Origin of the sequence: Enterocloster alcoholdehydrogenati (assembly GCF_013282095.1) — a bacterium.
Lineage (GTDB): Bacteria > Bacillota > Clostridia > Lachnospirales > Lachnospiraceae > Enterocloster > Enterocloster alcoholdehydrogenati.
This window is the reverse complement of sequence record NZ_BLTJ01000005.1, coordinates 77,509-100,691: the sequence shown is the minus strand read 5'-3', so window position 1 is coordinate 100,691 and position 23,183 is coordinate 77,509. Positions and strand designations below refer to the sequence as shown.

16 protein-coding genes and 1 tRNA gene are annotated in these 23,183 nt (G+C 49.9%); 10 read left to right on the top strand and 7 right to left on the bottom strand.

The window, feature by feature from the left end:
- Positions 1-13 precede the first annotated feature (13 nt).
- Together HW447_RS07240 and HW447_RS07235 are read left to right on the top strand one after the other, a co-directional pair.
- The gene (locus tag HW447_RS07240) at positions 14-1,012 is read left to right on the top strand and encodes a lysozyme inhibitor LprI family protein (RefSeq protein WP_176254656.1); all 999 of its coding nucleotides are present in this window, start codon (positions 14-16) and stop codon (positions 1,010-1,012) included.
- A 158-nt stretch (positions 1,013-1,170) separates the two neighbouring features.
- Positions 1,171-1,254 (top strand) — tRNA-Leu (locus HW447_RS07235).
- Between the two features lie 265 nt (positions 1,255-1,519).
- Here HW447_RS07235 and HW447_RS07230 read toward each other — a convergent pair.
- The 6 genes from HW447_RS07230 to HW447_RS07205 all read right to left on the bottom strand — a co-directional run bounded on the left by HW447_RS07230 (position 1,520) and on the right by HW447_RS07205 (position 8,787).
- The gene (locus HW447_RS07230; RefSeq protein ID WP_176254655.1) at positions 1,520-2,851 is read right to left on the bottom strand and encodes a uracil-xanthine permease family protein; all 1,332 of its coding nucleotides are present in this window, start codon (positions 2,849-2,851) and stop codon (positions 1,520-1,522) included.
- Positions 2,852-3,015: 164 nt separating this feature from the next.
- Complete coding sequence (arcC, locus tag HW447_RS07225; protein ID WP_176254654.1) at positions 3,016-3,978, bottom strand: carbamate kinase; 963 nt, start codon at positions 3,976-3,978, stop codon at positions 3,016-3,018.
- A 175-nt stretch (positions 3,979-4,153) separates the two neighbouring features.
- Positions 4,154-5,347 (bottom strand): knotted carbamoyltransferase YgeW, encoded by a 1,194-nt coding sequence (gene ygeW, locus HW447_RS07220; RefSeq protein WP_176254653.1) that lies wholly within the window; start codon positions 5,345-5,347, stop codon positions 4,154-4,156.
- A gap of 140 nt (positions 5,348-5,487) precedes the next feature.
- Positions 5,488-6,804, bottom strand: a complete 1,317-nt coding sequence (locus tag HW447_RS07215; protein WP_176254652.1) for a YgeY family selenium metabolism-linked hydrolase — start codon at positions 6,802-6,804, stop codon at positions 5,488-5,490.
- A gap of 69 nt (positions 6,805-6,873) precedes the next feature.
- A complete protein-coding gene (gene dpaL, locus HW447_RS07210; RefSeq protein WP_176254651.1) occupies positions 6,874-8,082 on the bottom strand; it encodes a diaminopropionate ammonia-lyase in 1,209 nt (402 codons plus the stop codon).
- A gap of 51 nt (positions 8,083-8,133) precedes the next feature.
- Entirely contained in the window at positions 8,134-8,787 is a 654-nt protein-coding gene (locus HW447_RS07205; RefSeq protein ID WP_176254650.1) for a helix-turn-helix transcriptional regulator, read from the bottom strand.
- A 240-nt stretch (positions 8,788-9,027) separates the two neighbouring features.
- On the opposite strand from HW447_RS07205, the gene ssnA reads away from it, so the two are divergent.
- From ssnA to xdh, 4 genes are all read left to right on the top strand, one after another.
- On the top strand, positions 9,028-10,359 hold the full coding sequence (gene ssnA / locus HW447_RS07200; RefSeq protein ID WP_176254649.1) for a putative aminohydrolase SsnA: 1,332 nt from the start codon (positions 9,028-9,030) through the stop codon (positions 10,357-10,359).
- Positions 10,360-10,606: 247 nt separating this feature from the next.
- A complete protein-coding gene (gene ygfK, locus HW447_RS07195) occupies positions 10,607-13,594 on the top strand; it encodes a putative selenate reductase subunit YgfK (RefSeq protein WP_176254648.1) in 2,988 nt (995 codons plus the stop codon).
- A 173-nt stretch (positions 13,595-13,767) separates the two neighbouring features.
- Positions 13,768-14,007: a DUF3343 domain-containing protein gene (locus HW447_RS07190; protein ID WP_176254647.1), complete on the top strand. Its 240-nt coding sequence runs from the start codon at positions 13,768-13,770 to the stop codon at positions 14,005-14,007.
- Entirely contained in the window at positions 13,991-16,669 is a 2,679-nt protein-coding gene (gene xdh, locus HW447_RS07185) for a selenium-dependent xanthine dehydrogenase (protein ID WP_176254646.1), read from the top strand. Before HW447_RS07190 ends, xdh begins: the two co-directional genes overlap by 17 nt.
- 113 nt (positions 16,670-16,782) lie before the next feature.
- Here xdh and HW447_RS07180 read toward each other — a convergent pair whose 3' ends face one another.
- Positions 16,783-17,403 (bottom strand): DUF1836 domain-containing protein, encoded by a 621-nt coding sequence (locus tag HW447_RS07180; RefSeq protein WP_176254645.1) that lies wholly within the window; start codon positions 17,401-17,403, stop codon positions 16,783-16,785.
- Positions 17,404-17,582: 179 nt separating this feature from the next.
- On the opposite strand from HW447_RS07180, the gene HW447_RS07175 reads away from it, so the two are divergent.
- The 4 genes from HW447_RS07175 (at position 17,583) to HW447_RS07160 (ending at position 23,174) form a co-directional block, all read left to right on the top strand.
- On the top strand, positions 17,583-19,994 hold the full coding sequence (locus HW447_RS07175; RefSeq protein ID WP_176254644.1) for an ATP-dependent helicase: 2,412 nt from the start codon (positions 17,583-17,585) through the stop codon (positions 19,992-19,994).
- A gap of 157 nt (positions 19,995-20,151) precedes the next feature.
- Positions 20,152-20,490 (top strand): DUF4366 domain-containing protein, encoded by a 339-nt coding sequence (locus HW447_RS07170; protein WP_176254643.1) that lies wholly within the window; start codon positions 20,152-20,154, stop codon positions 20,488-20,490.
- A gap of 165 nt (positions 20,491-20,655) precedes the next feature.
- Positions 20,656-22,056 (top strand): 23S rRNA (uracil(1939)-C(5))-methyltransferase RlmD, encoded by a 1,401-nt coding sequence (gene rlmD / locus HW447_RS07165; protein ID WP_176254642.1) that lies wholly within the window; start codon positions 20,656-20,658, stop codon positions 22,054-22,056.
- A 509-nt stretch (positions 22,057-22,565) separates the two neighbouring features.
- A complete protein-coding gene (locus HW447_RS07160) occupies positions 22,566-23,174 on the top strand; it encodes a class I SAM-dependent methyltransferase (protein ID WP_176254641.1) in 609 nt (202 codons plus the stop codon).
- The last annotated feature ends 9 nt before the right edge of the window (positions 23,175-23,183 follow it).

Sequence of the window (23,183 nt, the reverse complement as noted above, 5' to 3'; positions counted from 1 at the left end):
AGGAAGAGGGCGGATGAGAAAAAGGTTACAGGTTCGCAGACTGGCAATATGTACCGCTTTGGCAGTGGCGCTGGCTGCGGCGGGCTGTGTCAGGAAAGAGAAAGCAGCGTCTTTCGATGAAACGGCGGTGCAGGAACTGGCGGCAGAAAGCGCAGTGACAGAGAATGATTCGGCAGCTGCAGATACAATGTCCTTTGGAGAACTTAAAAATATTGTATTCATATTTTCCTCCGGCGCAGGAGCGTGGCAAACGAAATTTACAATCCAGCCGGACGGCGGCTTTTGGGGAGAATATCAGGACAGCAATATGGGAGAAACAGGCCAGTCATATCCAAAGGGTGTTATATATCAGTCTGTGTTTACCGGTCAGCTTGCAGAGTTTCGCCCTGTCAGTGAGTATACATACAGTGCAAAGATTTTATCCCTGGAATATGAGAACCCGGTGGGAACAGAGGCAGTACAGGATGGGGTTCTTTATAAGTATACAGATGCCTATGGACTGGAAGATACAGAAACGGTTACACTCTACGTGCCCGGAACGCCGGCGCAGGAGCGGTCAGAAGAACTGAATCGCTGGCTTGTGTGCGGGGAGACAAAACTTTCTTTTTATGCCATTGGCAATGATGCACATCAGTACGGTTTTGTGGGAACAGATCTGGCAGAGAATATACGGGAAACGGTAGCTTCTGCGGAAGAAAAAATGGAAGAACTGGATCAGAAGCTGCAGGCAGCCAATACACAGTTAGAATTAAATGATATATCCAGAGAGCAGTACAGTCTGTGGGATTCGGTTCTAAATGGGCTTTGGGGCGCGTTAGGTCAGCTGAAGGCCCCGCAGGATATGAAGGCACTTACTCTTCAGGAGCGATCCTGGATTAAAGAAAAAGAAGCTGCTTCAAAGGCTGCGGGAGAAGAATTTGAAGGCGGAAGTATGCAGGATATGGCGTTCAGTCAGAAGGCCATGGAACTAACCAGAAAAAGAGTGTATGAACTGCTAAAGGAACTGGATTAGAGGGTACATCCCAATCTGTTAAGGCAGGATGATTTCTGAAAGTGGAACGGGTGTAAAAAAGTTAAAAAAACCGTTGACAAAATTCTCCATGTCCGTTATAATAATCTACGTTGCTGAGACAGACCAATGAGTCTGGATCACAATCAAATATAATAGATGCAGAAGTGGCGGAATTGGCAGACGCGCACGGTTCAGGTCCGTGTGGTAGTAATACCTTGAGGGTTCGACTCCCTTCTTCTGCACGAATCAGACAGGAGATCAGATAGCTGGTCTCCTGTTTTTGTTGTCTGTATCCGGGGGCCGTTTGGGTGCAGAAGGGAAAGTCTGTCTGAGAGACCCGCGCTGGCCGGCGGTCAAGAGGATAGGTTTGGCCTTAAAAACACCGGTAAATGCAGTATCAAAGCAATATGCCCCCTTTCGGACTCAAAGGCAGATGAAAGCCCTGTCTGGTCTGAAAAGGGGCATATTGATGTGGCATAAAGGAGTTTGTGCATTTCTGAATCGTTACTATTTTTCTGCGGTCTTATCCTTGGGAAGGGTTACATTTAAGAAAACAGCAACTAAGGTAGCGATTACAACGGGAGACTTGCCGAAAATAGTAGTCACCCAGTCGGGGAAAGCGGCCAGTGAAGCGGAGGCCTGTGATACACCCATTCCCAAAGCGGCCGCAAGCCCAACGATAGAGGTGTTGCGGTAGTTCATGTTTTCCGTCATGACAAGTTTCATGCCAGTCATGGCAATGGAGGCAAATACAGATACGGTAGCTCCGCCAAGAACCGCATAAGGAATGGTGGTAAGGAGTGCAGAAAACTTGGGGAACAGTCCTGCGGTAAGGATGATCAGGGCGGAAAGTCCCAGGGTCACGCGGTTTACCACCTTTGTGGTAGCTACGATTCCTACGTTCTGGCTGTAGGTAGCGGTGGGGAGACACCCTAAAAAGGCGCCGAATATATTGGATACGCCGTATCCCAGGATCGCTCCGTGAAGTTCGCCTGTAGTTGGCTCACGATCCAGGCCGCCTGCTGTAGTGGCAGAAAAATCGCCGATGGCCTGAACGGAGTTGATTACAAAGAGCAGGCCAATGGCTACGCAGGCGGATGGTTCAAATGTAATGCCAAAGTGCATGATCTGAGGCAGCTGAAAGACTCCGGCTTCCGCAACGTTTGTAAAGCTTACCATTCCGAAGAAACTGGAGAAGATATAGCCTGCGATCATACCGATCAGTATGGAGGCAAGCTTTAAGAATCCTTTTGCGAAATGGTTCAGCGCGGTCACAACGACCAGTGTGAAGATAGCCACGGTCCAGTTTTGCCAGGAGCCGTAGCCGGGCTGTCCGGTGCCGCCCGCCATATAGTTGATAGCGGTTGGATAAAGAGAAAGCCCGATGGTAAATACAACGGTTCCTGCGATCAGAGGCGGGAAAAATCTGCGGATTTTTTTGATTGAAAGCCCTACCACAACCGCGCAGATACCGCCTGCGATCTGCGCCCCTAAAATGGCGGCGATCCCGCTTGTTTCGGCAATGGCCTGCATACTGGGTACATAGGCAAAGCTTACGCCCAGAATAACGGGCAGGGCGGAACCCAGATGAAAGCCGTTCTTTCTTCCAATGGGGAACAGCTGTAAAAGTGTAGACAGAGCAGATACCACCAGAGATGCCTGGATCAAAAGCACCCGATCTGCCGTATCGATCCCGGCTGCGCCGGAAATGATGATCGCAGGAGTAACGCAGCCTACGATCATTGCAACTACGTGCTGTAAAGCCAGAGGGATGGCCTGACTCATTTTGGGAGCGCCGTCCAGTTCAAACAGGGACGCGCATTGTTTGCGTGCAGTCATATGTTTCTTCTCCTTTACCTGAGAATAGATATACCTTGGATCCCATGTCCGGAACGTATATACCGTATGGATGGGGGGTGGCTGACCCGGCGGACATTTCGTATTCATATATACCTGTGCACCGCTGCAGGGCCGGGCGCACAGGTGTGCGCATATGTAAATATTTAGTTGATCTGTCCCAAATGGATGTGTGTGCCGGTTTTCCCTGTGATTCCGTCTTTTGCCTTTTCAAGCAGGGTAATGAGAGCAGTGCGTCCCGGCTTGGATTCTGCGAACTTAACGGCAGCCTGTACTTTAGGGAGCATGGATCCGGGAGCAAAATGTCCCTCTTTAATATATTTTCTCGCTTCCTCCGTGTCAAGCTCATCCAGCCATTTTTCTTCCGGCTTTCCGAAGTGAATGGCAACCTTTTCCACGGCGGTGAGTATAATGAGGAAATCGGCATCCAGATTTTCCGCCAGCAGTTCGCTTGCAAAGTCCTTATCGATTACGGCGCTGGCTCCTCTTAAATGGTTTCCCTGACGGGTTACGGGGATACCGCCTCCGCCGCAGGCGATTACCAGCTGGCCGGAATTCACCAGAGAGCGGATGGCACCGATTTCAACGATCTCGGCAGGTTTGGGAGAGGCAACCACACGACGGTAGCCGCGGCCTGCATCCTCCTTCATGATATAGCCGTATTTTTCCTCTGCAGCCTGGGCCTGTTCTTTTGTCATAAAGTGGCCGATTGGCTTGGAAGGCGTTTCAAATGCAGGGTCATCGGCGTCGACTCTGACCTGAGTGATCATGGTAGCTACCGGGATATCGTAGATATCGCGGTTATAAAGTTCTTCTCTTAAAGCGTTCTGCAGATCATAGCCAATGTAAGCCTGGCTCATGGCAACACAGACGGAGAGAGGCGTGTTGGGCTGGTTGGCATCTTCACGGCTTAACGCGGCCATGGCGTTGTTGATCATGCCAACCTGAGGCCCGTTTCCATGGGCTACGATGACCTCGCAGCCTTCCTGGATCAGATCCACGATCGCTTTGGCCGTGATCTTAACAGCCTTCATCTGTTCTGGGAGTGTGTTTCCAAGGGCATTTCCGCCCAGGGCGATGACAATCCGTTTTTTCTTTTTATTTTCCATAGTGATCTTACCCCTTTTGCGCCGGTTTCTCTGCTGCCGGCTGTTTTTGCTGACAATCCGTATCAATTTTGAGAAAAAAAGAGCGCCGGACACGGAGTTCATCTGAAATTGCGTCTGACAGAAAGCAATATTAAGACGCGCTCCGGCCCGGCGGCTCAGTCATAGTTGGAAGTGTTTATTTGAATACCCTTGGAGTTCCTCTGTCCTCCAGCTTCTTTAAGATATCTGCAGGATCAGCGAACTTGGCAAGCATGATCATAGCTGCGATCACATAAGGCTTGTAGCTTGCCTCCTTGTACAGAGGATCACGGTAGCGGTCAAATACGCTTGCCTCAACCTCTCCGTCCTTGCAGCTTACATCGTTGATGTCAGCGGGCAGACAGTGCAGGTACAGAGCCTTTCCGTCCTTTGTGGTTTTCATAAGCTCTTCGGTGCAGCACCAGTCTTTGTGCTCTGCATTCTGAGCTAAGAGTTCCTTCTCCAGAGCCTTGATTCCCTCGGAATCGCCCTCTGCGTACAGATTGGTTCTCTTTTCCATGGCTGCAAATGGAGCCCAGCTCTTTGGATAAACGATATCGGCATCCTTAAATGCATCAGCCATATCATGGGATACACGGAAGGAACCGCCTGATTTCTCGGCGTTCTTTCTTGCGACCTCCTCTACCTCAGGCATAACCTCGTAGCCTTCGGGATGAGCCAGAACGACTTCCATACCCATGCGTGTCATCAGGCCGATCACGCCCTGAGGAACGGATAAGGGCTTTCCGTAGGAAGGAGAGTAAGCCCAGGTCATGGCTAATTTCTTGCCCTTTAAGTTCTCTGCGCCGCCAAACTCATGGATGATATGCAGCATATCAGCCATACACTGAGTCGGATGGTCAATATCGCACTGTAAGTTTACCAGAGTTGGCTTCTGCTCAAGGATGCCGTCTTTGTGACCCTGGGTAACAGCGTCAACTACTTCGTGCATATATGCGTTTCCCTTACCGATGTACATATCATCGCGGATACCGATTACGTCGGCCATGAAGGAGATCATGTTGGCTGTCTCGCGTACAGTCTCGCCGTGGGCAATCTGAGATTTGCCCTCGTCCAGATCCTGAACCTCCAAGCCCAGCAGATTGCAGGCGGAAGCAAAGGAGAAACGGGTACGGGTAGAGTTGTCGCGGAATAAAGAGATGCCCAGGCCGCTCTCAAATACCTTTGTGGAGATGTTGTTTTCTCTCATGAAACGCAGAGCGTCGGCCAGCGTCCACACAGCCTCTAACTCATCGTCTGTCTTTTCCCAGGTCAGGAAGAAGTCGTTCTCATACATCTCCTTGAAATTTAAGGAATTCAGCTTATCAATGTAATCCTGTAATGTTTTCATGTGTTTTGTTCTCCTTTATTTTTAGATAGAATGGGTGTGAAGTGAATGCCTCCGCAGATCCGGGCTGCCGGACTGCGGATGACAAAAATCCTTATATTGTGCGGCAACGGGAGAAGTCTGTTTCGCACATTGCATATGGATTACTTGCAGTAAATGGTTGGAAGAGCAGCGTACACGGCGGCACAGGTAACCAGATCCTGCTTCCAGGTTTTCTCATTGGGTGCGTGTGCCTGAGCCTCGGCGCCCGGGCCAAAGCCGATGCATGGGATGCCGTTGCGTCCCATGATGGATACGCCGTTGGTAGAGAAGGTCCATTTGTCAGTCAGAGGGCGGGCGGTTCTCATTTCCAGAGTTTCTTTGGCACCGATACGGTTCTCACCAAACAGGTTGGTATAAGCCTCCTCCAGAGACTGTGTTACCCTGTGATCTTTCGGGATGACCCAGGTTGGGAAGTAACATTCGATGGGATATACCAGTCCCTTGTAGGAAGGACGGGAATACTCATACATGGAAACCGTTACGTCGTCGCCGTATTTCTTAACGGATGGGAGAGCGCGGATCTCATCCAGACAGCTTTCCCAGGTCTCGCCGGCTGTCATACGGCGATCCAGGGATACGGCGCAGGAGTCAGCAACGGCACAGCGGCTGGGGGAGGTAAAGAAAATCTCGGAAACGGTTACGGTTCCGCGGCCAAGGAAGTTAGCCTCCTCCCACTCAGGGTTGTATTTTTTATCCAGCATCTTTACAAGGCCCTTTACTTCCTTGTCATCAGCTGCATCATTTTCGTTTAATGCGCGGACATCCTGAAGGATATCGGCCATCTTGTAGATTGCGTTGTCTCCCCGCTCAGGAGCGGAGCCATGGCAGGAAACGCCCTTAACATCTACGCGGATCTCCATGCGTCCCCTCTGACCGCGATAGATACCGCCGTCGGTAGGCTCAGTGGAAACGACGAATTCAGGACGAATCTTGTCCTCATTGATGATGTACTGCCAGCAAAGGCCGTCGCAGTCCTCCTCCTGAACGGTACCCGTTACAAGAACCGTGTACTTATCAGAGAGAAGGCCCAGATCTTTCATGATCTTTGCGCCGTATACTGCGGAGACGATTCCTCCGCACTGATCGGAAACGCCGCGGCCGCCGATCTCGGTCTCAGTTTCATAGCCCTCGTATGGATCGAAGGTCCAGTTGCCGCGGTTGCCGATTCCTACGGTATCGATGTGGGCGTCAAAGCCAATGATGGTTTCGCCTGTGCCCATAAAGCCAAGCACGTTGCCCATAGGATCAATCTCTACCTTATCAAAGCCAAGATCTCTCATTTCCTGCGCGATGCGCTCGATATGGGCCTTCTCATCACAGCTTTCGCCGGGATTCTTTACGATTTCGCGTAAGAACCTGGTCATGTCCTTCTGATAATTCTGTGCAGCTTCTTTGATCTTTCCGTAATCCAGCTTCATTTGATATATCCTCCATGATTGATTTGTAAGTGTTCAGAGCGCCTGTTTTTGCAATTGGTTTGATAAATTTTATTTATCCAGGCCTTTCCATACGATATTTTTATAACGGTCGGGATCGGTGTCGCCTTCGGTAGAGAAGAGCAGGACTCTGGAGGTTTCATCCAGGCCGACCTCCTTCTTTAGCTGCCCGTATTCATCCAGCGTAGTCATGGCAGCCAGCGCGCCGAAGGGAGCGGCGCCGGATTCGCCGGAGGTGACAGGAGCGTCCCCCTTTATCGGGGCGGCCAGCATACGCATACCGTTTGCAGCTACCCAGTCAGGAGCGGCGATGAATACCTTTACATGGTTCTTTAAGATATCCCAGGAAATGGTATTTGGCTCGCCGCAGGCAAGGCCCGCCATAATGGTAGGCATATCGCCGTCTACAATGCGGATGTTGCCGTCACCGGCAGCAGCGCCCTTGTAGAGGCAGGCAGCAGCCTCGGCTTCTACGACTACGAAGGTGGGCGGGTTATCTGCATAAAGGTTTGCAAAGTAGCCTACCACAGCGCCGGCCAGAGAACCAACGCCTGCCTGTACGAAGATGTGAGTAGGACGCTCGCAGCCCTGAGCCTTTAACTGCTCACCTGCCTCCATTGCCATTGTGCCGTAGCCCTGCATGATCCATGCAGGAATCTCTTCGTAACCGTCCCATGCGGTATCCTGTACAATCACGCCTCTTGGCGTCTCGTCGGCTTCCTTTGCAGCCAGACGGACACAATCGTCGTAGTTCATTTCCTGAATATCCACCTGAGCCCCCTCTTTGGCGATGTTTTCCAGACGGGTCTGCGTGGTTCCCTTGGGCATATGTACTACGGCTTTCTGTCCCAGACGGTTAGCCGCCCATGCAACGCCGCGGCCGTGGTTGCCGTCGGTTGCGGTAAAGAAGGTAGCCTGACCGAATTCTTCTCTTAACTTCCTGGAAGTAAGGACGGAGTAGGGGAGCTCGGATACATCTTTTCCGGTCTCTTTTGCGATATAACGGGCCATTGCGAAGGAGCCGCCTAATACCTTGAAAGCGTTCAGGCCGAAACGGTAGGATTCATCCTTTATATACACTTCCTTCACTCCCAGATAGGAAGCCATGTGGGGAAGTTTTGTAAGAGGAGTCTCGCTGTACTGCGGGAAGCTTTCGTGGAAGGTTCGGGCTTTCCTGATCTCCTCTAATCCCATGATGGGAAGATTTTTGTCTTCTGTTTTCGGCATATGGTTGACCGCCCACAGAATTTTCTGATCCATAATACTTTATCCTCCTTAATTTGTGCGGCACATTCTGGAAAGAATGCGGGGTTAAGATGATTTGCGGCTGTTTACATCAATGTAGCTGTACAGGGTAAATTTGGAGATTCCAAAATATTTTGAGACTTTATCCCCTGACTTTGTAATAAGAAAAGCACCGGCATCGTTTAAAAACTGAATGGCTGTCACTTTTTCCTCTTTGTTCATCAGGGCGGCAGGCTTTCCTACCAGCGCTACGGACTGCTCAATCAGCGAGTCTAACAAATCATTTACATTGTGGACGATCTGTTCCGGCTGCTGTCTGGTTCCGCTCTCCGGCTCTGTATCAATGAGAGCATGGATGGAGCGGTCAATGGTCATCAGTCCTGTGATATCGTAGTTAATAGAGAAGATGTAGTCTACAGCCGTACCTTCCTCATTCCTTATAAAGAATGTGCTGGATTTTAAAATCTTCCCATTGGATGTACGGGTCAGATAGCCTACATGGTCTTTCAGCAAAGCAGGATCCTTATGGAGGGTCTCAAAGACAACCTTAGAAGGGCCGTCGCCCTCCTTGCGGTTTGTCACATGACCGTTGTTGATATGAACGACGGAGTGATCCAAATCGTGCCGTTTTAAGTCGTGAATTACGATCTCACAGTCAGGCCCGAACTGCTTTGCAAGGCCATTGGCCATCTGCTCCAGCAGATTTAATGTGTAAGCCATAGCCTTACCTCCTTTATTGTTTTGATAGGGTGCAAACATGGCTACTTTGTACAATAAAAAAATTTTAAAGTGCAGCCACATTGTTTATGATTCCATCATAGCACAAAAAAATGTAAATGCAAGAGGTTTTTACAAAAAAATTTTGAACAACTAAAAAAAATTGTATTTTACTCTTGCAAATGGTTATTTATAGTGTTACTATAAGGGTATCAAACCAACAGAAAAAGGAGAGAGTACGATATGCTGATGATCGGAAACGGACGTCTCGTTACAAGAGATGCCGGGCAGCCATTTTTTGAAAATGGGGCAGTAGTGATCGACAAAACTGCCATTAAGAAGGTGGGGGAACTGGAAACCTTGAAAAAGGAGTTCCCGAAAGCAGAGTTTGTTGACGCGAAGGGGGGCGTCATCATGCCGGCTTTCATCAATACTCATGAGCACATCTACAGCGCCATGGCAAGGGGCCTTAGTATCAAAGGATATGATCCCAGGGGTTTTTTGGATATCTTAGATGGTATGTGGTGGACCATTGACCGTCATCTGACCAACGAGCAGACCCGCCAGAGTGCCAGAGTAACCTATATGGACTGCATCAAAAACGGCGTTACTACCGTATTTGATCACCATGCAAGCTTTGGAGAGATAAAGGACAGCCTTTTTGCCATCGAGGATGCGGCCAGGGAGTTCGGTCTGCGCACCTGTCTGTGTTATGAGATCTCAGATCGGGACGGCATGGACAAGGCAAGAGAATCTGTGATGGAAAATGCCAGATGGATCCGCCATGCCCTTGCAGATGATACGGATATGATCGCAGGCATGATGGGTATGCACGCGCAGTTTACCATTTCCGATGAGACCATGGAGCTTGCCGCAGCCAACAAGCCTGATGGGGTTGGCTACCACATTCATGTAGCGGAGGGAATCGAGGATCTTCACCACTGCTTAAGAAAATACGGAAAGCGCATTGTGGACCGGCTGATGGACTGCAATATCCTGGGAAACAGGACGCTTTTGGGCCACTGCATCTATGTAAATCCCCATGAGATGGATTTAATTAAGGAAACGGATACAATGGTAGTCCACAATCCGGAGTCCAATATGGGCAATGCCTGCGGCTGTCCTCCCACCATGGAGATCATTCACAGAGGCATCCTCACAGGTCTTGGAACCGACGGATATACCCAGGATGTATTAGAGTCCTACAAGGCAGCCAATGTTCTTCACAAGCATCATCTCTGTGATGCAAATGCGGCCTGGAGCGAGGTTCCTCAGATGCTCTTTGAGGGAAATGCAAAGATCGCCAACCGCTACTTTAAAAAGCAGCTGGGCGTTTTAAAGGAAGGTGCAGCCGCAGATGTGATCGTAACGGATTACATTCCCAGAACGCCGATGAACGCATCCAATGTAAACAGCCATATCCTCTTTGGCATGACCGGCCGCAGCGTGGTTACCACCGTCTGCAACGGAAAGGTGCTGATGAAGGACAGAGAGCTGCTTGGCATTGATGAAGAGAAGGTGCTCTATGAGGTAAGAGAATCGGCCGCAGAGCTGGCACAATCCATCAACGGCTGAGAAAAACAGCGTGGAATGCGGATGCTCCTCATTCGCGGATAAACGTATGGATGAAAAATTAAGACAGATGCCGATTACAGGGCGGCGGGAAAGCAGCACCCCGGTCTTTTTGAGGCCGGGCGGCTGAGCCGGACGAGAGAAGGAAAATGGATGTTTCCGGTGCTGGGACCTGGTCGTGTACCGTGTACGGCTGCAATACAGGCACCAGGAGGGTGCGGGACGTACACTTTATAGAAGGAGGAAAAATATGAGCGACATTATGACACCCATTCCTTTTGGAAAATTGATGGACTGGATCATCAAGGAGCATAAGACAGGTTCCGTTTTCGGAGTCAAAAGACCTTTTATTGCAGATAAGAAGAATACAGCCACGATTTTCGGACGGAGTCTTGAAACTCCCTTCGGCCCTGCGGCAGGTCCCCATACACAGCTGACACAGAATATTGTGGCTTCCTATGTGGCCGGCAGCCGTTTCTTTGAGTTAAAGACCGTACAGAAGTTAGACGGTGAGGATCTTCCTGTATCCAAGCCCTGTATCAGGGCAGAGGATGAGTGCTATAACTGCGAGTGGTCCACAGAGCTTTATGTGCCTCAGGCATATGACGAGTATGTAAAGGCCTGGTTTGCCTGCAAGGTTCTGGCAAAGGAATACGGCCTTGGTTCTATGGATGGTTTCCAGTTTAATATGTCTGTCGGTTACGATCTTGAGGGGATTCAGACAGAAAAGATCGACCGCTTTATCGAGGGGATGAAGGATGCCTCCGGCGCTCCCATTTTCACAGAATGCCGTCAGTGGCTGTTAGATAATCTGGATCGTTTTGAAAATCTGACAAGGGATGATGTGGAGGGGATCTCTCCTGAAGTCTGCAACTGCATTACTCTTTCCACCCTTCACGGATGTCCTCCCCAGGAGATTGAGCGGATCGCAAAATATCTCATTGAGAAAAAGCAGGTACATACCTTTATTAAATGCAATCCTACGCTTCTTGGCTATGACTATGCAAGACGGTTGATGGACGAGATGGGCTATGATTATGTGGCATTTGGAGATTTCCATTTTAAAGATGATCTTCAGTATGAGGATGCAGTACCCATGTTAAAGAGACTGCAGGCTCTGGCAGATGAAAAGGGGCTGGAATTCGGCGTGAAGATCACCAATACCTTCCCGGTGGATGTAAAGCAGAACGAGCTGCCCAGTGAAGAGATGTATATGTCCGGAAAGTCTCTCTATGCCCTGTCTCTGTCCGTTGCCTTAAAGCTGGCAGATGATTTTGATGGAAAGCTTCGGATCTCCTATTCCGGAGGCGCGGATTATTTCAACATTGAAAAGATCGTGGATGCAGGCATCTGGCCGGTTACCATGGCTACAACCATGTTAAAGCCTGGCGGTTACCAGAGGCTGGAGCAGATCGGAAGGCTGTTTGCGGCAAAGAAAGCCCCTGTCTTTGAGAGCGTGGACGCCGCAAAGGTGAGAACTCTGGTAGAGGGGGCAAAGACAGACAGGCATCATGTAAAGGCGGTAAAGCCCCTTCCTTCCAGAAAGATAAACCGTCCCGTGCCCCTGGCAGACTGTTTTATCGCTCCCTGCCAGGAAGGCTGTCCCATCCATCAGGATATTACCCAGTATCTGCAGCTGGCAGGCGAGGGAAAATATGAGGAGGCGCTGAAGGTTATTTTAAATAAGAATCCGCTGCCGTTTATTACAGGAACTATCTGCGCTCACAACTGTATGAGCAAGTGTACCAGAAATTTCTATGAAACACCGGTTAATATCCGCAGAACCAAGCTGGAGTCCGCAGAAGGCGGTTACGAGGCAGTGATGGAGGATTTTAAGGCCCCAGCGGTTTCCTCTGACAAGAAGGCTGCCGTAGTAGGAGGCGGCCCGGCAGGTCTGGCAGCGGCATTTTTCCTGGCCAGGGGAGGCATGAAGGTAACTGTATTTGAGAAGGAAGCCAAGATGGGCGGCGTGGTACGCAATGTGATACCGGCTTTCCGCATCCCTGACAGCGCCATTGACAGGGATGTCAAGATCATAGAGGCCATGGGAGCAGAGCTGGTAAACGGAAAAGAGATTCAGTCCATAGAAACGCTTAAGAAGGAATATGATTATGTGGTTCTGGCCCTGGGCGCTTCTCAACCCGGCGAGCTTAGGCTTGAGGCAGGCGAGCCGGTTAACGCTCTGGAATTTCTGGCAGAGTTTAAGGCAACAGACGGAAAGGCAAAGCTGGGCAAAAATGTAGCCGTCATCGGCGGAGGAAATACGGCTATGGATACAGCAAGAGCTGCAAAGCGCAATGCAGGGGTAGAGAAGGTTTCTCTGGTATACAGAAGAACGAGGCGCTATATGCCGGCGGATGAGGAGGAACTGGCAATGGCCCTTGAGGACGGCGTCGAGTTTGCAGAACTCCTTTCTCCGGTACGTCAGGAAAATGGCGTGCTTTACTGTAAAAAAATGGTTCTGGGCGATTTGGATGCAAGCGGCCGCCGGGGCGTTGCAGAGACGGATAAGATCATAGAGGTTCCCGCAGACACGGTGATCGCGGCCGTAGGTGAGAAGGTTCCATCCGGTTTCTATGAGGCAAACGGCATTGCCCTGGATTCCAGAAAACGTCCTCAGGTGAACCCGGATACGCTGGAAACTTCCATCAGGGGTGTGTACGCAGCAGGCGACGGCCTCTTTGGGCCAGCTACAGTAGTAGAAGGTATCCGGGACGGCCGGAAAGCGGCGGAGGCAATCCTTGGAAAAGGACTTGCTGAGGATCTGTTTAAGCTGTCGGATGAGAAAACCATTGCGGACCGCAAGGGGAATCTGGCAGAGGAGGATGTGACGGAGACGGACAGCAGCAGATGTCTCTCCTGCAGCAGCTATTGTGAAAACTGTATGGAGGTCTGCCCCAACCGCGCCAATATTGCTCTTGCAGTTTACGGTATGGAGAAGCATCAGATTATCCATGTGGACTATATGTGCAACGAATGCGGAAACTGCCGCAGTTTCTGCCCATGGGACAGCGCACCCTACATGGACAAGTTCACACTGTTTGCCAATGAGGCAGATATGGCAGACAGCGCCAACCAGGGCTTTACGGTTCTGAATGTACACAGCGGCGCCTGCCGCGTGCGCCTTCTGGGAAATGAATTTGCTTATCAGTCAGGAACCGCCGATGAGCGGGTGCCGGAGAAAATTGCAAAGATCATCGAGACCGTGATCTGCGATTACAGCTATCTGATTCTGTAATTACAGGGGCTGTCCGGGGGAATTTTAGAAAGAGACGGCAGCCAGGGCAGAGGATGAGATCAAAACAGGCCCGGAGGGGAAGGAAGGTTCCCGCCGGGCCTGATACACAGAATAGATGTTAAAGAAATAACGCAATTTTTGAAAACAGGACGGATAAAAGAAAGGAGAAGCCCATGGCAAGGGTAAAGACGTTAAAGGCAGTGTATACGTTTCGCGCCACAACAGAAGCCATGAAGATGGAGCAGTGTGCAAGAGAACATGAGATTCCCGGCCGGCTGATCCCTGTTCCAAGGCAGATCAGCGCAGGCTGCGGGATGGCCTGGGCGGCTCCGGCAGAGGCAAAAACAAGAACTGATGAACAGATCCGTTTGTGGGGTGTAGAAGTGGAGGGGTTTTATGAGCTCTTATTGTAAAGTTTGGATCAACGGCCAGGAGGTGGAAGCTGATGAAGAGCGGAAACTGATGGACGTGCTGAGAAATGATCTGCGTCTGAAATCTGTAAAGGACGGCTGCTCTGAGGGTGCCTGCGGCACCTGTACGGTTCTGATCGATGGAAAGGCGACGAAGTCCTGTGTACAGAAGATGGGGCGTCTGGCCGGAAAGCACATTTTGACCGTAGAAGGCCTAAGCCAGAGGGAAAAGGACGTGTATGTATATGCGTTTGGCGAGGCGGGAGCGGTGCAGTGCGGCTTCTGTATTCCGGGTATGGTGATCTGTGCCAAGGGACTTTTGGATACGAATCCCGATCCCAGCCGTCCGGAAATTGCATACGCTATCCGCAATAACTACTGCCGGTGCACCGGCTATAAAAAGATCATTGATGCCATTTGGCTGGCAGCCAGGATGCTGCGGGAGAATATGGCTCCGGATAAGCAGGAGAAGATGATTAAGGTAGGCAGCAGGGTTCATCGTGTAGATGTGGAAGGAAAGGTACTGGGCACAGGAAAATATGTGGATGATCTGGATCAGGTGGATTTTCCGGGTCTGATCTATGGAAGCGCCGTGCGTTCCCGGTATCCCAGAGCCATTGTGAAGGCGATCCGCACAGAGAAAGCAAAGGCGCTTCCTGGTGTAGTGTGTGTACTGACGGCAGAGGATATTCCCGGAAAGAACAAGGTGGGACATTTAAAACAGGACTGGGATACCATGATTGCAGTGGGAGACACAACCCGGTATCTGGGAGACGCGATCTGTATCGTAGCCGCGGAGACACCGGAAATTTTAGAGCAGGCCAAAGCTCTGGTAGAGGTGGAGTACGAGGAATTAAAGCCGGTGACCTGTCCTGCGGAGGCCCTGGCAGAGGGGGCCCCTCTTATACATTCCTCCGGCAACGTCTTAAGTCATGAGCATCTGGTAAGAGGCAATGCGGATGAGGTAATCGCTGCTTCTAGGTATAAAGTAACACGCCGCTATGAGACGCCCTGGACTGAGCACGCCTTTTTAGAGCCGGAGTGCGCCATTTCCATGCCCCTTGATGATGGCGTGCTGATCTATTCCACAGATCAGGGTACATATGATACCCGTCACGAAACCTCCATCCTTCTTGGGCTTCCGCCGGAGAAAGTGATCGTGGAAAATATGCTTGTAGGCGGCGGCTTTGGCGGGAAGGAGGATGTGACAGTTCAGCATCAGGCCGCTCTGATTGCCTATATTACCAGGCGGGCTGTTAAGGTAAAACTGACCCGGAAAGAAAGCCTGCTGATTCATCCCAAACGCCATCCTATGAGCATTGAAATGACTACAGCCTGCGATGAAAACGGCCGTCTGACCGCGATGAAAGCAACGGTGATCTCCGATACAGGCGCATATGCCTCTCTGGGCGGCCCTGTGCTTCAGAGGGCCTGTACCCATGCGGCAGGGCCGTATAATTACCAGGTGATCGATATTGACGGAAAGGCAGTGTATACCAATAATCCGCCCGCAGGAGCCTTCCGCGGCTTCGGAGTGACACAGACTTGCTTTGCCACAGAGATGAATTTAAATCTGCTGGCTGAAATGTGCGGTATGGATCCGTGGCAGTTTCGCTATTTAAATGCCATCCGTCCCGGCCAGATCCTTCCAAACGGCCAGATCGCCGATCCGTCAACGGGTCTTGCAGAGACCTTGGAGGCGGTAAAGGATATTTACTACAGCCATCCTTATGTTGGGATCGGCTGTGCCATGAAGAATGCGGGCGTAGGTGTGGGAATCCCGGATACGGGCCGTGTGCGTCTCATCGTAGAGGGCGGAAAGGTTCATATCCATTCAGGCGCTTCCTGTATTGGCCAGGGCGTGGGAACGGTGCTGGTACAGATGCTGGCAGAGAGCGCAGGCATCAGCATGGATGAGATCGAATACCACCGGCCCAATACTTCCATGGCGCCTGATTCAGGAACTACCTCCGGCTCCAGGCAGACCCTGGTAACGGGAGAAGCCTGCAGGAGGGCGGCCAAGGAGTTAAGAAAAGCCCTCTTTGAGGCCACCGGCCGCAGATACGAGGCCAGAGAAATGCCAAGCGCCTGCCTGTCCAACGTAATGGTTGCAAAGGAAAGCCCGGAGACGGCAGCTGTGACCTTTACGTCAGAGGAGGTAGCGCTGTTAAATGGAAAGGAGTTCTACGGGGAGTATCTGGCAAAAACAGATAAGATGGGGTCTGATGTGGAATATCCCGTTTCCCATGTGGCGTACGGCTACGCGACCCAGCTGTGTATTTTAAAAGAGGACGGAACCATTGAAAAAATGGTAGGCGCCCATGATGTGGGAAAGGTAGTAAATCCCATGAGCGCCCAGGGCCAGGTAGAAGGCGGTATTGTCATGGGCTGCGGCTATGCTCTGACAGAGCAGTATCCATTAAAGGATTGTGTGCCCACGGCGAAATATGGAACTCTGGGGCTGTTCCGCGCAGACAAGGCTCCTGAGGTGGAGACGGTGATTATAGAGAAACAGGGTGTTGACGTGGCTTTTGGTGCCATCGGTATCGGCGAGATTACCTCGATTCCCACAGCGCCCGCAGTGGCCGGCGCCTATTATAAACAGAATCATATCTTTGAAACAGAGCTGCCTCTTAAGAATACGCCTTACGCCAGAAAAAAATAGAAGGGAAGCTACAGCAAAGTAAGGAGTATCATCAAAAAGACCGTTTCGGTTTCACGGATGGATGTGAAGGATCCATCCGTGACCGGGACGGTCTTTTTGACGGCTGCAAATCATTATTTTTTTTTCACAGGAGGCTCGTCCCTGCGCAGCTGATCGGCAATCCGCTCAATGAGCCTCATTTTCAGATATACGTCAAAGGACAGTTCACATACAAAGGAAAAGAGACGCAGATACTCCTGATCTTCGGATTCTGCGGGGGTATCTGAAAAAGTTTTCATGGCCCGCTCAAACTTGGCGGAAACGTCTGCTTTCAGGCGTTCCATCTCCTCGCTTTCAAGGGAAAAAACCTCATGGTAAATGTCCTCCAGGGACAGATCAGAGACTCCCTGTGCAGAAAAATGCTTTGCTGTAATGGGCTTAAAAAAGGTTTCGATATCGTGAAAGGACAGCAAACTCTTAAAATAGTAAATAAAGATCAGCATCAGCATATGATCTCTGGAATACTTTTTCTTGACCGGAGGGGGGAGGAGGTTATTTTTGGCATAGTTGTTAATCATGGTTTTCGTAAGAACCTTATCCTCCTCGTATCGCTTGGAGTCCTTTAAATGCTCCTCCATAAAGGTGGTAACCTGATCCATGTACAGGTCAATATTGGGAATCTCCTCCGGCTTTACATGGGTCTGGGCTTCTAAAAAGGAAAGGAGGCCGGCCAGCTGTTCATCATTTGATCGCATCTATATTCACCTCGGTTTAACACATGATGTTATATTGCTGTATATATTATATAGTATTGAAAACCAGATAGCAAGAAGAAAATGAGAGCTGCGAAAGGTCTTTCCCAGGAATAGGACATATGCTATAATGGATATCTGTCCATAAGGGCAGTGATGAAAAGAAAAAGGCGGTATACAGTATGAGCATTTATGATACATTAAATCCCATGCAGAAGGAGGCGGTGCTTCACACAGAAGGGCCGCTTTTGATCTTGGCGGGAGCCGGTTCGGGAAAGACAAGGGTTTTAACGCACAGAATAGCCTATCTAATTGATGAAAAAGAGGTCAATCCCTGGAATATCCTGGCGATTACATTTACAAATAAGGCGGCCGGTGAGATGAGAGAAAGGGTGGACGCCCTGGTAGGCTTTGGGGCAGAAAGCATCTGGGTCAGCACCTTTCATTCCACCTGTGTTCGGATCCTGCGCCGTTATATTGAAAATCTGGGATATACCACCAGCTTTTCCATTTACGACAGTGACGACCAGAAAACACTGATGAAACAGGTATTTAAAACGCTGGATATTGATACGAAGCAGTATAAGGAGCGGTCGGTACTGTCCATTATATCTTCTGCCAAGGACAAGCTGATCTCGCCGGAGGAATTTCTTTTAAACGCAGGGCAGGATTTCCGTCAGAAGAAGGTAGGGGAGATCTATAAGGAGTATCAGAATCAGCTTAAGAAGAACAATGCGCTGGATTTTGATGATCTCATTGTAAAGACGGTAGAACTATTTCAGAATAACCATCTGGTTCTGGAGCATTATCAGGAACGGTTCCGCTACATCATGGTGGATGAGTATCAGGACACCAATACGGCTCAGTTTAAGTTAATCAGCCTTCTGGCCTCTAAATACGGCAATCTCTGTGTGGTAGGCGATGATGATCAGTCGATCTACCGTTTCAGAGGAGCGGATATTGAAAATATTTTAAGCTTTGAGCAGACATTTCCGGGAGCGAAGGTAATTAAGCTGGAGCAGAATTACCGTTCTACCCAGAATATTCTGGACGCAGCCAACGGTGTGATACGCCACAATCAGGGAAGAAAGGAGAAGTCTCTGTGGACGGCTAATGGTACAGGAGATAAGATTCTCTTTAAACAGTTTGAGGCTGCAAGGGATGAGGCGGATTACATTGCAAGACAGATTCGGGACAGCAGCTGCCCCTGTCAGGATCAGGCGGTACTTTACCGCACCAATGCCCAGTCACGTCTTTTGGAGGAGCGGTGTATTTTTTACAATGTGCCTTACCGGCTGGTAGGGGGCGTAAATTTCTACCAGAGAAAGGAAATTAAGGATATTCTTGCCTATTTAAAGACCATTGCCAACGGAGTCGACGATCTGTCGGTTCTTCGGATTATCAATGTGCCAAAGCGGGGAATCGGCGCTGCCTCTATGGGAAAAGTGACGGTGTTTGCCTCGGAGCATGGCATGAGCCTTTACGGCGCTCTTGGGAACGCCAGGATGGTGCCGGGGCTTGGAAAGGCGGTGGAGAAGATCGGCCGTTTTACGGCACAGATTGAGGGATTTCGCTCCATGGCACAGTCGGAGGAGTATTCCATTAAGGAGCTGATAGAGGCTATCTTGGAGGAAACCGGGTATGAGGAGGAACTTCAGTCCGAGGGCGAGATCGAGGCAGAGACCCGTATGGAAAATATTGAGGAGCTGATCAGCAAGGTGGTGGCCTATGAGGAGGACGCCCAGTATCCCTCATTAGATGAATTTTTAGAACAGGTGGCGCTGGTGGCTGATATCGACAATGTGGATTCCTCCGAGGACAGAGTTACTTTAATGACGCTTCACAGCGCCAAGGGACTGGAATTTCCCAAAGTATATCTGGCAGGGATGGAAGACGGCCTGTTTCCAGGAATGATGGCGATTTCTTCAGATGATCGGACGGATATGGAGGAGGAGCGCCGACTGTGCTATGTGGGAATCACCCGGGCGAAAAAAGAACTTGTGATTACGGCGGCAAGAAAGCGCATGATCCATGGAGAGACCAGATACTGCAAGGTCAGTCGTTTTGTGGAAGAGATTCCGGCAGGCCTTCTGCGGGAAGAACGGCTGGAACCGGCTCTGGGAAATGAAACAGGCGGCACCTTTGGAAATACATATTTTACCGGCGGTTATAGCGTTTCAGGCATGAAGCCTGGCTCTGATGAGGAAGGGCTGCCATGGAATCAGCCTGGAAGCGGGACGGTGAGTACCTTTGGAAAGGGGTATAATGCTTATGCCTCAAAGACGGCAAATTTTGGGAGCGGGAGCAAAGGTGCCGGCGGCAGCGGCTTAAGGGGAGAAAGTACTGGAGGCGGACTGGAAAAGGGAACGAAAGCTGGATTTGGAAAGAATCCAGGATTTGGAAAGACATTCACCGTCCAGAAGGCGGAAACTTTAGAGTATAAGGAAGGAGACCGGGTTCGTCATGACCGTTTTGGTGACGGCACAGTAAAGAAGATCACAGACGGAGCCAGAGATTATGAAGTGACAGTGGAGTTTGACACCAGCGGTCAGAGAAAAATGATGGCCTGCTTTGCAAAACTGAAAAAAATTTAAATTGGAGCAACTGAAAAGAAATGGGATAGTAAAAAGTTGTATTTCATGATATAATATAAATAGCCAGACGCCGGGCAGCCAGGCGGCTTTGCATAAGGACAGCAAACCAGACAGAGCCGCAGGGTTTCCCGTTACTGCAAGAAAGGACGGATATGCCATGAATCGTTTTGACAGAGAAAGACTGGATGCCATGGGAAAAGAAGCATTAAGCCGTATGGAGGAACTTATGAACACCAGTCGGATCAATGAACTGATCCACAAGAGAGAAGAGGATGAAAAGAAGAGAAACTGCATCCTCTGGATACTGGCCATTATCGGCGCTGTAGCGGCTGTGGCCGGCATCGCCTATGCCGTATACCGTTTCTTTACACCGGATTATCTGGAAGATTTCGAGGATGACTTTGATGATGATTTCGACGATGACTTCTTCGAGGATGAAGAGCCGGTAAAGAAGGCAGAGGATAAGAAAGAAGATACCGAGGACACGGAAGTATAGACTTATCCCGGTGAGAGAGGGCGACAGCCGGAAACAAAAGGCGCAATGGCCGAAAGGGTTTCCGGCTGTTTCTTTGAAAAGGAGACCGTGGGATTCGGCAAAAAGGGGTGTTTGTGCGGCCCTTCGCCGTTTTCGGCGGCAAATTTAGGATAAGGAGTAACAGCATTGAAAAAAGGTGATATCTGCGAGGCAGTTGTAGAAAGGATTGATTTTCCAAACAAAGGAATCCTTCATGTGGAGGGAGAGAGGATCATTGTAAAAAATGCGATTCCCGGTCAGAAGGTGCGCTTTGTTATCAATAAGAGGAGGAAGGGGAAGAGTGAGGGCCGTCTTCTGGAGGTGCTGGAACCGTCTCCGTTAGAATATAAAGAAGAGGCCTGTCCGCACGCCGGAGTCTGCGGCGGCTGTCTGTATCAGGGCCTGCCTTACGAGGAGCAGCTGAGAATCAAGGCAGAACAGGTCAAAGGGCTGATTGATGAGGTCTGCGACTCCTATGAATTTGAAGGGATCAAGGGAAGCCCCGAGCCTCAGGGCTATCGGAATAAAATGGAATTTTCCTTTGGCGATGCATATAAGGACGGCCCGCTGGCCCTGGGAATGCACCGCAGAGGCAGCTTTTATGATATTGTCACCACTCCAGGCTGTCAGATTGTTCATTCGGACTTCTGCCGTATCCTGGAAGCCACGCTGGAGTATTTTTCCGCCCGTGGGATCGGATATTACAGAAAGCTTAAGCATACAGGATACCTTCGCCATCTGCTGGTGCGCCGGGCGGTAAAAACAGGGGAGATCCTGACTGCGCTGGTTACATCAGGGCAGACGGAGGGATTTGCTAAGGATGGTCAGGGAGACGGCCGGGCAGAGGAACAGGAGGTATTAAAGGGCTGGATGGAAATGCTCAAACTGCTTCCTCTGGAGGGATCGTTTGCCGGTATTCTGCATATCCGTAATGACAGCCTGGCAGATGTGGTTCAGAGCGATGAAACCACAGTGCTCTGGGGCCAGGAATATTTTTATGAAGAGCTTCTGGGACTTACCTTCCGGATCAGTCCCTTCTCCTTCTTCCAGACCAATTCCCTGGGGGCAGAGGTATTGTACGAGACTGCCAGAGGGTACATAGGTGAAACAAAAGACAAGGTAGTATTTGACCTTTACAGCGGTACCGGAACTATCGCTCAGATCACCTCCCCGGTGGCAAAAAAGGTGGTGGGTGTGGAAATTGTAGAAGAAGCTGTGGAGGCTGCGCGAACGAATGCCGCTGCCAATGGACTGGATAACTGCGAGTTTATCGCCGGGGACGTGTTAAAGGTTATTGATGCGCTGACGGACCGTCCCGACCTGATTATCCTGGATCCGCCAAGAGATGGGATACATCCGAAGGCGATTGGAAAAATCCTTGAGTTCGGTGTAGACCGGATCGTCTATATCAGCTGTAAGCCTACCAGTCTGGCCAGAGATCTGGTTCTGATTCAGGAGAGCGGGTATCGGGTGGAGAAGGTGTGTTGTGTGGATATGTTTCCTTGTACGGCGAATATTGAAACCATCTGCCTCTTAACTCGTAAATAATAAGCAGTTGCGTTTGTTTAGCCAACATTAGAATCAGATTTGCCTACTGTTTACCTACCTGATGAACCAGCGGATTAGTTATTTTTTGCAACGGGGCTGCGCTCTCTGTTTTCAGACGGTGTGTAGAGAATCGGCAAGTCCAGCCGTTGCAACGCCTGGGCGAAGGCTGGACTGTTGCAATCTATATGTCAACTGACTGGTATGCGCAGTATAGATGGGATTAGAAGAAGTCGACATAAGCGCAGACCTGCGTGTTCATTTTGTGATTGGCCATGGGAGCAGAATACTAAAATAAGTCATAAAGAGAGAGTATAGCACAGTAGTGCGATTGCTCTCTCTTTAAATTTATAAAGAGATTCAGGGATTTACTAGGGATGATGCAGCAGCCCAGTTCTCTACATTTTAAGAGCAGAACGATAAATTGTATTTAAAACATAAATGAATAATATTCATTCATTGACATTTAACAAAACACTGCTATACTGATGATAGGAAAAGGAGGCCAGAATATGGATGATAGAAAGAAAACTTCAAAGGCTGCATTTAACCAACAAGCCCCCACCTATGATAACGATATGAGGGGACAACACGCCCGGTCTCTTTATCCGGCTCTGTTGAAACGGCTGTCACAGATTCCATTTTATTCTGCACTGGATCTGGGATGGGGGACCGGGGAAATGATGAAACGGATTCTGGAGGAGGATAGCTCCAAACAACTGTATGGCATTGATTTGTCAGATGAAATGCTTGCGGTCGCCAGGAAAAAATTGCCGGAGCAGGCTAAACTCCTGTTAGGAGACAGTGAATCGCTGCCCTTTTTGGAGCGTTCGTTTGACGTGGTATACTGTAATGATTCGTTTCACCATTACCCGGCTCCTGAGAATGTACTGGGAGAGATACACCGGGTTTTGAAACCAGGCGGCGTTTTTCTGATGGGAGATTGCTGGCTTCCCTTTGCGGGACGTGTGGTTATGAATTTCTATATGCGCCACAGCAAAGAAGGAGATGTGAAGATATACTCCAAAGAAGAAATTATTACCATGCTTTTAAAATATTTTCACGATGTATCCTGGGAACGGATTGGCAGTACCTCATGTATGGCTTCCGGGGTGAAATAATGGGCTTGG

Bases quoted from the DNA above. Each gene is read 5' to 3' on its own strand.
- HW447_RS07240 (WP_176254656.1), top strand. From the start codon at position 14: ATGAGAAAAAGGTTACAGGTTCGCAGACTGGCAATATGTACCGCTTTG.
- HW447_RS07230 (WP_176254655.1), bottom strand. From the start codon at position 2,851: ATGACTGCACGCAAACAATGCGCGTCCCTGTTTGAACTGGACGGCGCT.
- arcC (WP_176254654.1), bottom strand. From the start codon at position 3,978: ATGGAAAATAAAAAGAAAAAACGGATTGTCATCGCCCTGGGCGGAAAT.
- ygeW (WP_176254653.1), bottom strand. From the start codon at position 5,347: ATGAAAACATTACAGGATTACATTGATAAGCTGAATTCCTTAAATTTC.
- HW447_RS07215 (WP_176254652.1), bottom strand. From the start codon at position 6,804: ATGAAGCTGGATTACGGAAAGATCAAAGAAGCTGCACAGAATTATCAG.
- dpaL (WP_176254651.1), bottom strand. From the start codon at position 8,082: ATGGATCAGAAAATTCTGTGGGCGGTCAACCATATGCCGAAAACAGAA.
- HW447_RS07205 (WP_176254650.1), bottom strand. From the start codon at position 8,787: ATGGCTTACACATTAAATCTGCTGGAGCAGATGGCCAATGGCCTTGCA.
- ssnA (WP_176254649.1), top strand. From the start codon at position 9,028: ATGCTGATGATCGGAAACGGACGTCTCGTTACAAGAGATGCCGGGCAG.
- ygfK (WP_176254648.1), top strand. From the start codon at position 10,607: ATGAGCGACATTATGACACCCATTCCTTTTGGAAAATTGATGGACTGG.
- HW447_RS07190 (WP_176254647.1), top strand. From the start codon at position 13,768: ATGGCAAGGGTAAAGACGTTAAAGGCAGTGTATACGTTTCGCGCCACA.
- xdh (WP_176254646.1), top strand. From the start codon at position 13,991: ATGAGCTCTTATTGTAAAGTTTGGATCAACGGCCAGGAGGTGGAAGCT.
- HW447_RS07180 (WP_176254645.1), bottom strand. From the start codon at position 17,403: ATGCGATCAAATGATGAACAGCTGGCCGGCCTCCTTTCCTTTTTAGAA.
- HW447_RS07175 (WP_176254644.1), top strand. From the start codon at position 17,583: ATGAGCATTTATGATACATTAAATCCCATGCAGAAGGAGGCGGTGCTT.
- HW447_RS07170 (WP_176254643.1), top strand. From the start codon at position 20,152: ATGAATCGTTTTGACAGAGAAAGACTGGATGCCATGGGAAAAGAAGCA.
- HW447_RS07160 (WP_176254641.1), top strand. From the start codon at position 22,566: ATGGATGATAGAAAGAAAACTTCAAAGGCTGCATTTAACCAACAAGCC.